The following is an 8,212-nucleotide window of genomic DNA, read 5'->3' on the forward strand; positions in this document are numbered from 1 at the left end:
CGGGCCGGTGGACTTGTCAAAGGGAAAACGAGCTTTCCTTTTCGAAGGTGCGGCCCTAGTCTGACTCCTGCCATGAACGAAGCGATCACACTCTCCGCCGGCGTCGTCAAGCGCCTGCACACGCTGGCCGACGGCCGCGAGCTCCTCTACTTCGACGACGCCGACACGACCCTCCCCCCGGAGCGCGCCGCCGACGCACGCCACCTCGACCCCCGCCCTGCCACCGCGCGGATGCGCCAGGACGTGCTGACCGGCGAGTGGGTCTCCATCGCCGCGTCGCGCCAGAACCGCGTGTTCCTGCCGCCGGCCGAGCTCGATCCGCTCGCCCCGGCGTCGCCGACGAACCCGTCGGAGGTGCCCAGCCGCTACGACGTCGCCGTCTTCGAGAACCGCTCCCCCTCCTTCGGCCCGCTCCTCGAGGACGCGGACGCGCCCGCCTCCCTGGAGGACCTGCGCACTCTCGGGCTCGGCCGGACGCTGACCAGCGTCGGCCGCTGCGAGGTCGTCTGCTTCAGCCCCGAGCACGAGGGCTCGTTCGCCACGCTCAGCGCCTCCCGAGCCCGGACCGTGGTCGAGGCCTGGGCCGACCGCGTGGGCGCCCTCTCGGCCCTTCCCGGCGTGCAGCAGGTCTTCCCGTTCGAGAACCGCGGCGAGGCGATCGGCGTCACGCTGCACCATCCCCACGGGCAGATCTACTCCTACCCCTACGTCACGCCGCGCACGACCCGCCTGCTCGCCTCGCTCGACAGCTACGGGCCGTCGATGTTCGCCGACGTCCTCGCCTTCGAGCAGGCCGGCGAGCGCGTCCTCCTCCGCGGCGAGCACTTCACCGCGTTCGTGCCGTTCGCCGCGCGCTGGCCCGTCGAGGTGCACCTCCTGCCGCACCGCCACGTCCCGGACCTGGCGGCGACGACCCCGGAGGAGCGCGACGAGCTGGCTGTGATGTACCAGCGCCTGCTCCGCGGCATCGACGCCCTCTACGACACCCCGACGCCCTACATCGCCGCCTGGCACCAGGCCCCGGTGCACGAGCGCCGCGACGAGGTGCGCCTGATGCTCCAGATCACCTCGCCCCGCCGCGCCGAGACGAAGCTCAAGTACCTCGCGGGGAGCGAGGCCGCGATGGGCGCCTGGATCGGCGACATCGCCCCCGAGACGAGCGCCGCGGCCCTGCGCGCGGCGATCGAGCGGGCCGACGCGGCCGTGCTCGAGGCCGGGATCGCACAGCGCCCCGACGCGGCGCTGCCGGTCGCCGCGCACAGCGACGACTCGCTTCCCGGCGGCGCCGCCACTCCCGCCACCACCGCCGCCGACATCGCCGAGGAGAACCGATGACCGCCGCTCCCGCCTCCCTGACCGCCGTCGCCGAGAGCGCGGCCGCCGCCTTCGAGCGCACCTTCGGCCGCCCCGCCGCGGGCGTCTGGGCCGGCCCCGGCCGCGTGAACCTGATCGGCGAGCACACCGACTACAACGACGGCTTCGTCTTCCCCTTCGCGATCGACCGCGCCACGGCGATGGCCGTCGCTCCGAGGGAGGACCGCCTGATCCGGATCAGCAGCGCCTTCTCCCCCGAGGTGGTCGAGGTCGCTCTCGACGAGCTCGGCCCCGGCGCCGTGACCGGCTGGTCGGCCTACCCGCTCGGCGTGGTCTGGGCGCTCACCGAGTACGGCGTCGACCTGGGCTCCCGCTCGGGCTTCGACGCGTACGTCGACTCCGACGTGCCGGTCGGCGCGGGGCTCTCGAGCTCGGCGGCGCTGATGTGCGCGATGGCCGTCGCCCTCGACGAGCTCTGGGACCTCGGCTTCGACCGCGCGACGATGGCCCGCGTCGGCCGTCGCGCCGAGAACGTCGCGGTCGGCGCCCCCACCGGGATCATGGACGAGTCCGCCTCCCTCTTCGGGAAGCGCGACGCCGCGGTGTTCCTGGACTGCCGCAGCCTCGACACCGAGGTCGTCCCCCTCGGCTTCGAGGAGGCCGGCCTCGTCCTGCTCGTCGTCGACACGCGCGTCGAGCACGCGCACGCCACCGGCGGCTACGCCGAGCGGCGCGCCTCCTGCGAGCTCGGCGCCGCGACCCTCGGCGTGCCGTCGCTCCGCGAGCTGACGGTCGACGACCTGCCGCGCGCCCAGGAGCTCCTCGACGACGTCACCTACCGGCGCGTGAAGCACGTCGTGACCGAGGACGTCCGCGTGCTCGAGACCGTCCGCACCCTGCGCGAGCACGGTCCCCGGGCGATCGGCGATCTGCTCGACGCCGGCCACGTCTCCCTCCGCGACGACTTCGAGATCTCGGTGCCCGAGCTCGACACCGCCGTCGAGGCGGCGCGCGGCGCCGGAGCGATCGGCGCCCGGATGACCGGCGGCGGCTTCGGCGGCTCCGCGATCGCCCTCACCCCGGTGGAGAAGGAGGAGGAGGTCCGCGCCGCGGTCCTCGCCGCCTTCGCCGAGAAGGGCTTCACGACTCCGGAGCTCTTCCTGGTCACGGCCGCCGACGGCGCGGGTCGGGTGCTCTGACCTCTGCTTCCGTCGACGCCCCCTGCGACCTCGCGTCGCAGGGGGCGTTCCTCGTCCAGCCGCTACGGCGCCGGATCCGGCGGAACGACGGCGCGCGCTTCTCCCCCGGTGACCCGAACCAGCTCGGCGAAGCTCGTCGGGTAGACGGTGTGCGCGTGCCCGGCCGCAGCCCAGACCACGTCGTAGGCGGCGAGGGCCGTGTCGACCACGGTGCGCAGCGGCGCGGGATGGCCCACCGGCGCGATCCCGCCGATCGTCTGGCCCGTCGCGGACTTCACCTCCGCGGCCGGCGCCCGGGTGATCGATCCGCCCAGCTGCACGCCCAGCCAGGCGGTGTCGACGCGGTGGCCGCCGCTGGTCAGGACCAGCAGCGGCGCACCGTCGATCAGGAACACGAGCGAGTTGGCGATCTGGCCGACGTCGACGCCCAGCGCCTCGGCCGCCAGTGCCGCCGTCGACGCGGCCGAATCGAGCCAGCGCACGGTCGGGTGCACGCCGTGCCGGTCGAGGTCGGCGAGGACGCGGTCGACGGCCGGGTGGCTCCGTTCGCTCATGCCGCCGAGGCTAGCGCCCCGGCCGCCCTCACTTCTCGAACGTGGAGGCGTCGATCACGAAGCGGTAGCGGACGTCCGAGGCGAGGACGCGCTCGTAGGCCTCGTTGATCTGCGACGCCGAGACGACCTCGACCTCGCTCGCGATGCCCTTCTCGGCGCAGAAGTCGAGCATCTCCTGGGTCTCGCGGATGCCGCCGATGCCCGAGCCCGCGAAGGAGCGACGGGCGCCGAAGAGCGTGAAGACGTGCAGCGGCAGCGCCTCGGCCGGAGCGCCCACGTTCACCATCGTGCCGTTGCGGCGCAGGAGCCCCAGGTAGGCGTCGAGGTCGAGGGGCGCGCTGACCGTGTTGACGATCAGGTCGAAGGTGTTCGCGAGATCGGTGAAGGTCGCCTCGTCGCGCGTCGCGTAGTAGTGGTCGGCGCCCAGACGGAGGCCGTCCTCCTTCTTGCTGAGGGTCTGCGAGAGCACGGTGACCTCGGCGCCCATCGCGTGCGCGAACTTGACGGCCATGTGGCCGAGCCCGCCGAGGCCGACGACGGCCACCCGCTTGCCGGGGCCCGCCTCCCAGTGCGAGAGCGGCGAGTAGGTCGTGATGCCCGCGCAGAGCAGCGGAGCGGCGGCCTCGTAGGGGATCGACTCCGGCACGCGGAGCACGAAGTCCTCGACGACGACGACGTGCGTGGAGTAGCCGCCCTGGGTGATGGTGCCGTCGCGGTCGACGGAGGCGTAGGTGCCGGTGTTGCCCTTCAGGCAGTACTGCTCCTCGCCCGCGAGGCAGTTCTCGCACTCGCGGCAGGAGTTCACCATGCAGCCGACGCCGACGCGGTCGCCGACGGAGTGCTTGGTGACCTCGGAGCCGACCTCGGCGACGACGCCGACGATCTCGTGGCCGACGGTCAGCGGGTACGCCACCGGTCCCCAGTCGCCGCGGACGGTGTGGATGTCGGAGTGGCAGATGCCGGAGTAGGCGATCTCGATGAGCACGTCGTGCGGTCCGACGTCGCGGCGCTCGATGGTGGTGGGGACGAGCGGCTCGGTCGCGGAGGGGGCGGCGTAGGCGGTGACGGTGAGCATGGGTTCTCCTCGTGGGGCGGGGCGCGCTCCGAGGACGTGTCCGACGGAGTGGGGGACGCGAGAGCGCCGGGCCACGCTACCGGCAGGCGACTGGACGTCGCCCCCGAGCGCGGTCCGGCGCGGGTCCCGTGGCGCGGGACCGGTCAGCGCAGGGCGCGCTCGGCCGCCGTCACCACGTTGTGGATGAGCATCGCGCGCGTCATCGGGCCGACGCCGCCGGGCACGGGCGAGAGCCAGCCCGCGACCTCCGCCACCTCCGGTGCGACGTCGCCGGTCAGCTTCGCGCGGCCCGTCTCCGGGTTCTCGACCCGCGTGATGCCCACGTCGAGCACAGCGGCGCCGGGCTTCACCCAGTCGGCGCGGATGAGCCCGGGCACGCCCACGGCGGCCACCACGATGTCGGCGCGGCGCACCTCCGCGGCGACATCGGCCGTGCGGGAGTGGGTGAGGGTCACGGTGGCGTCGAGGCCCTTCCGCGTGAGCAGGAGCCCGAGCGGACGGCCGACGGTGAGCCCGCGGCCCACGACGACGACGTGCCGGCCCGAGGTCGGGATGCCGTGGCGCTGCAGCATCTCGACGATCCCGTTCGGCGTGCAGGGCAGCGGGCTGTCCAGCTCGCCCTCGACGCCGAGAACCAGGCGGCCGAGGTTGGTGGGGTGCAGGCCGTCGGCGTCCTTGTCCGGATCCATGAGCTCGAGCATCGCGTTCTCGTCGATGCCCTTCGGCAGCGGGAGCTGGATGATGTACCCGGTCACGGCCTCCGAGTCGTTGAGCTGCCGGATGGCGGCGCGGATGTCGTCCGCCGACGCGGTCGCGGGGAGGTCCACGCGGATCGACTCGATCCCGACCTCCGCGCAGTCGCGGTGCTTGCCCGCGACGTACGAGCGGGAGGCGGGATCGTCCCCCACCAGCAGCGTGCCGAGCCCGGGCACGACGCCCCGCTCGCGCAGAGCGGCGACCCGCTCCGCGATCTCCGTCTTGACCGCCGTCGCCGTCGCGACGCCGTCGAGTACCTGTGCCGTCATCTCGGGCTCCTCGGTCGTGGCGCGGCGGAGGGGGGCGGTGCCCCGTACTCCGCCGCGCGGGTGGTGCAGCGGATCGACTACAGCCCGGGGTAGAGCGGGAAGTCGTCGGTGAGGCGGGCGACACGGCCGCGCAGCGCCTCGAGGTCGGCCGAGGGCTTGAGCGCCTCCGCGATGACGTCGGCGACCTCGGTGAACTCCGTGTCGCCGAAGCCGCGCGTCGCGAGCGCCGGCGTGCCGATGCGCAGGCCCGAGGTGACCATCGGCGGGCGGGGGTCGAACGGCACGGCGTTGCGGTTGACCGTGATGCCGACCTCGTGGAGGCGGTCCTCGGCCTCCTTGCCGTCCAACGGCGAGTCGCGCAGGTCGGCGAGGACGAGGTGGACGTCCGTGCCGCCGGTCAGGACGTCGATGCCCTCGGCCTTCGAGTCGGCCGCCGTGAGGCGCTCGGCGAGGATCTGCGCGCCGCGGATGGTGCGTGCCTGGCGATCGGCGAACTCGGGCTCGCCGGCGAGCTTGAACGCGGTCGCCTTCGCGGCGATCACGTGCATGAGCGGGCCGCCCTGCTGGCCGGGGAAGACGGCCGAGTTCAGCTTCTTGGCGTACTCCTGCTTCGCGAGGATGAGCCCCGAGCGCGGGCCGGCCAGCGTCTTGTGGACGGTGGTGGTCACGACGTCGGCGTAGGGCACCGGCGACGGGTGCAGCCCCGCCGCCACGAGGCCGGCGAAGTGGGCCATGTCGACCCAGAGCTTCGCGCCGACCTCGTCGGCGATGGCGCGGAACGCCTCGAAGTCGAGCTGACGGGGGTAGGCGGACCAGCCGGCGATGAGCACCTGCGGGCGGACCTCGAGGGCCTTCTCGCGGACCGCGTCCATGTCGATGCGGAAGGTCTGCGGGTCGACGCCGTACGCGGTCGCGTTGTAGAGCTTGCCCGAGAAGTTCAGCTTCATGCCGTGGGTCAGGTGGCCGCCGTGCGCGAGCTCGAGGCCGAGGATGGTGTCTCCGGGCTGCACGAGCGCGGCGAGCGCCGCGGCGTTGGCGGAGGCTCCGGAGTGCGGCTGGACGTTGGCGAACTCGGCGCCGAAGAGGGCCTTGGCGCGGTCGATCGCGAGCTGCTCGGCGATGTCGACAAACTCGCAGCCGCCGTAGTAGCGGCGGCCGGGGTAGCCCTCGGCGTACTTGTTGGTCAGGACGGAGCCCTGCGACTCGAGGATCGCGCGCGGCACGAAGTTCTCGCTCGCGATCATCTCGAGGTAGCCGCGCTGGCGGTCGAGCTCCTGCTGGAGCACGGCGGCGATCTCGGGGTCGACCACCGACACGGGCTGGTCGAACGAGGCGGCGACGCCGGGGCTGGCGGGGGAAGAGGACACGGACGCTCCTTGGCTGGGAAACGGAAGGGGCCCGGCAGGTCGCTGCGGCGCGACACGGCTCGTTCGGGCGACCCGATCTACGGTATCCGTTCCAGCCCAGGCGTGCGGCGGGAAAAGTGTCCGGGGCGCTGCCCCGGAGGAGGTGCCGCTCCCTGATGGTCACCCATCCGAACGCCAGTCGCGGCGGGCTCACTCTAGCAAGCGGGCCGGGTGGCGCGGGAGTCGCGCCAGTCGAGGGCGGGCACGCGCGATCGTGCGACGATCCCTCGGGCGGTCCCGGCGCGGGACCGGGAGGGAGGGCGTCGCCGTGGGTCCTCGACGCCGCTCCGAGCGCGTCGACGGCCGCAGCGACGAGGAGCTCGTCGCGCTGGTCCGGGAGGGCCGCACCGACGCCGTCTCCGAGCTCTGGCGCCGCCACTCCTCGGCCGGGCGCACCGTGGCCCGGGCGTGGGCGAGCAGCTCCGACCCCGACGACCTGGTCTCGGAGGCGTTCCTCCGCGTCCTGCGGGCGATCGAGCGCGGCGGCGGACCCGAGGGCGCCTTCCGCCCCTACTTCTTCACCGCCGTCCGCAACGTCGCGGGGTCCTGGGCCCGGCGGGACCGGCACGAGCGGCCGTTCGACGAGGCCGACCGCGCCCTCCCCTCTGCCGGCCCCGATCCCGAGGCGCACGCCCTCGCCGCCCTCGAGCGCGACCTGGGCGCGCGCGCGTTCCGGGCGCTGCCGCCGCGCTGGCAGGAGGTGCTCTGGTACACGGAGGTGGAGGGCCTGTCCCCCGCCGCCGCCGCGCCGCTGATGGGCCTGCGGCCCAACGCGGTCGCAGCGCTCGGGGTGCGGGCGAGGGAGGGGCTGCGCTCCGGGTGGATCCGGGAGCACGTGGCGGACGCCTCGGCGACGGGCGAGTGCGAGTGGGTGCTCGAGCGGGCGGGGACGTACGCGCGAGGACGAGCCCCCGTCCGGGACAGGCACCGCATCGACCGGCACCTGGACGGGTGCCTCTCCTGCCGGGAGGCGCTGGCGGAGGCCGAGAGCACTGCGCGCCGCCTCGCGTCGGTGCTGCTGCCGCTCTCGGCCGGCGTGAGCGGTGCGGCCGCCTGGGCGGCGGGCGGGGGCTCCGGCGCGGCCTCCGGTCCGCTGCCGAGCGCGGTCCGGGCGTCGAGCGCGGTTCGAGCGTCGAGCGCGGTCCGAGCGTCGAGAGCGGGCAGTGGAACAGGAGTGGTCGTCGCCGCGTCCGCTGCGGCGGCACTCGCGGTCGCGGGAGTCGTCGGCGCGGCGGTGCTGCTGTCCGGGAACGGGGGCGGCGCGCTCGTGGCGGCGGAGGACGCCTCCGCGCGGGTGGACGAGCGCGCAACGGCCGAGGCGGTTGCGCCGGCGTCGAGCGGAGGAGCGACGGCGAGCGCCGACCGGCCGGAGACGGACCCGGAGGCCACGGACCGGACGAGTGCAGCGGACGGCGATCCGGCGGGGCGGTCCAGCGGTTCCGGCGCCGCTCCGAGGAGCACGGTGCCGGCCGTGGCCGGACGGGCTGCGTCGGACGATGCCGGAGCGACGCGCGCGACCCCCGGGAGGACGGGACGCCCGCCGCAACAAAAGCCGTCCCACGATCCCGTCGGCGCACCGGCGTCGAGAGGGATCGAGGCGACCGCCTCCCCGACTCCTGCCGCCGAGCCCGCCCCGTCC

The 8,212-nt window shown here is 74.2% G+C and carries 7 protein-coding genes; 3 read left to right on the top strand and 4 right to left on the bottom strand.

The genetic code is table 11. From position 1 onward, the window contains the following. Positions 1 to 72 precede the first annotated feature (72 nt). Both galT and galK read left to right on the top strand, forming a co-directional pair. Positions 73 to 1,335, top strand: coding sequence for a galactose-1-phosphate uridylyltransferase (galT, locus tag C5C71_RS14615; RefSeq protein WP_104337948.1), 1,263 nt, complete (start codon positions 73 to 75; stop codon positions 1,333 to 1,335). Then, the gene (gene galK, locus C5C71_RS14620; RefSeq protein WP_104224719.1) at positions 1,332 to 2,513 is read left to right on the top strand and encodes a galactokinase; all 1,182 of its coding nucleotides are present in this window, start codon (positions 1,332 to 1,334) and stop codon (positions 2,511 to 2,513) included. Before galT ends, galK begins: the two co-directional genes overlap by 4 nt. Positions 2,514 to 2,575: 62 nt before the next feature. Here the strand turns inward: galK and C5C71_RS14625 are convergent, their stop codons facing one another. From C5C71_RS14625 to glyA, 4 genes are all read right to left on the bottom strand, one after another. Beyond that, on the bottom strand, positions 2,576 to 3,067 hold the full coding sequence (locus tag C5C71_RS14625) for a YbaK/EbsC family protein (RefSeq protein ID WP_104224720.1): 492 nt from the start codon (positions 3,065 to 3,067) through the stop codon (positions 2,576 to 2,578). 28 nt (positions 3,068 to 3,095) lie between these two features. Then, the gene (locus C5C71_RS14630; protein ID WP_104233905.1) at positions 3,096 to 4,142 is read right to left on the bottom strand and encodes an NAD(P)-dependent alcohol dehydrogenase; all 1,047 of its coding nucleotides are present in this window, start codon (positions 4,140 to 4,142) and stop codon (positions 3,096 to 3,098) included. Positions 4,143 to 4,285: 143 nt separating this feature from the next. Beyond that, positions 4,286 to 5,167 (bottom strand): bifunctional methylenetetrahydrofolate dehydrogenase/methenyltetrahydrofolate cyclohydrolase, encoded by an 882-nt coding sequence (locus C5C71_RS14635; RefSeq protein WP_104337949.1) that lies wholly within the window; start codon positions 5,165 to 5,167, stop codon positions 4,286 to 4,288. A 77-nt stretch (positions 5,168 to 5,244) separates the two neighbouring features. After that, on the bottom strand, positions 5,245 to 6,534 hold the full coding sequence (gene glyA / locus C5C71_RS14640) for a serine hydroxymethyltransferase (RefSeq protein ID WP_104337950.1): 1,290 nt from the start codon (positions 6,532 to 6,534) through the stop codon (positions 5,245 to 5,247). Positions 6,535 to 6,841: 307 nt separating this feature from the next. On the opposite strand from glyA, the gene C5C71_RS14645 reads away from it, so the two are divergent. After that, positions 6,842 to 8,212, top strand: a 1,371-nt coding sequence (locus C5C71_RS14645) for a sigma-70 family RNA polymerase sigma factor (RefSeq protein WP_104337951.1), incomplete at its 3' end; no start/stop codon positions are given.

Source organism: Rathayibacter sp. AY1C1 (genome assembly GCF_002932105.1).
Lineage (GTDB): Bacteria > Actinomycetota > Actinomycetes > Actinomycetales > Microbacteriaceae > Rathayibacter.